Annotated in this window: 2 protein-coding genes and 1 pseudogene; all 3 read left to right on the forward strand. The window is 31.6% G+C overall.

The window, feature by feature from the left end:
* Positions 1 to 303 (forward strand): annotated as a pseudogene (locus Q384_RS13675) (hypothetical protein); the annotation flags it as partial.
* A gap of 495 nt (positions 304 to 798) precedes the next feature.
* A complete protein-coding gene (locus Q384_RS10950; RefSeq protein ID WP_037588117.1) occupies positions 799 to 1,185 on the forward strand; it encodes a hypothetical protein in 387 nt (128 codons plus the stop codon).
* Between the two features lie 40 nt (positions 1,186 to 1,225).
* The coding region (locus tag Q384_RS10955) for a hypothetical protein (protein WP_037588118.1) at positions 1,226 to 1,518 on the forward strand (293 nt) is incomplete at its 3' end.

Below are 1,518 nucleotides of genomic sequence, written 5' to 3' on the forward strand. Positions count from 1 at the left end.
GGATTTGGTTCAGCCAATGAATTATTCTCTTTAACCGATTTGGGCGTTGCGGTTTTAAATTTGGATTACAAAAACACCAATACCCAATTAAAAGGAAATAACACCTTAGCGCAAACGGGTAATTACCAAACCGCCGACGGCGAAACCCGATTAATGGGTGATGTGAATTTCTCATTTAATGCTTTATACAGCCACTATACAGAACACATTGAATTAACCGAGCAGCAACAGCAAACCGCCAATTTACAAGGCATGGGTCGTGTGCGTTATCTAAATTTGGAAATTAATAATAAGGCTGCCTGAAAATATTTATAACAGTATTTTCAAGCAGATTTATTATAACCTTTGTAACTATTATAAATTTAAATAACTAAAAAATTTTAATAAAGAATAAAAAATAATTTGTGGTTTTTTGTTAATATGATAATATAGTAATCAATAAATAGTTACTAATTTTTCTAGGGGTGGAAAAACTAATTTTTGATGTTGTTTTATTATTTGTATTATCACCGTTATACTTATTGATAATAGATAGGTGTTAGGGTTGTATAATATAATATAATAGTATGTGGTATAGCTGTGCTATTATTTTTTAAAAAAAAGCAAACATGACTTAGTTCAGCAGATTTTAGGCAATTAGCCGTAGTTTTTCCAGATAGTCATTTTGAAAAATTTAATAATTTAGCTATATTAATGAACAGTAATCATGAAGCCTTTTGGAAGTGTATTTAAAAAAACAGATGATTTTGATATGATTAGACTGGAAATAAATTTGAAATAATTTATCAAGGATTTTAAATGAAAACAGAAACTCATCACGCTATTAGGACGTTATTGGTTCTGCCAAGTATTTTAGCTTACTCTGCTGTAATTGTTTATTTTTTAAAAGATATTAGTCGTGGCGACACGGAAGCAATGAGTAATATAGCTCAATTCAACATGAGATTGGGTTTGTTTATGGCATTTGTCATGTTTATTACAATCAAATTAAGAGAGTTTATTTTTTATAAATTTTACCAAAATAAAGCAGAATACTTGGATATAGCAGAAAAAATATTAAAGATAGATAATATAGTTTTTTTAAGAATTTTAACCTATATCGCTGATTTTTTAATTAGTTGTATGCTTGGAAGTATGCTATGGGTTATTGCTTTGGCAGGTTTTGGTACTAAATTGTTAAAGTAGGTGCGGTGTTTATCATTTTTTATTTAGGAGAATTTAGATTATGGCTACAAGTTCAATCATTAATTGGGGTGGTAATATTGCTGATATTATTGGTCTTACTCAAGACGTACAACAAGTAGAACAATATGCTCGCAATGGTGGCACGAAACTTGACGGGTTAAATACCTTTGTTTCCGGTCTTTCAATAATGGCAACAACAGCATCGTGGGGCGCAAGTATAACTGGCAGCCCATTTGTATCAGGTGCTGTCTACCAACTTAACGGTTCTATTGCTTCAGCCTCTCTTGCCTTGGCTGGAGCCAATATTGATCAGGGAAATTATGCCGATGCCGC

Source organism: Stenoxybacter acetivorans DSM 19021 (assembly GCF_000745895.1).
In the GTDB taxonomy this organism is placed as follows: domain Bacteria; phylum Pseudomonadota; class Gammaproteobacteria; order Burkholderiales; family Neisseriaceae; genus Stenoxybacter; species Stenoxybacter acetivorans.

Excerpts from the sequence above, each read along its gene's own strand:
- Q384_RS10950 (WP_037588117.1), top strand. The coding sequence starts at position 799 with ATGAAAACAGAAACTCATCACGCTATTAGGACGTTATTGGTTCTGCCA.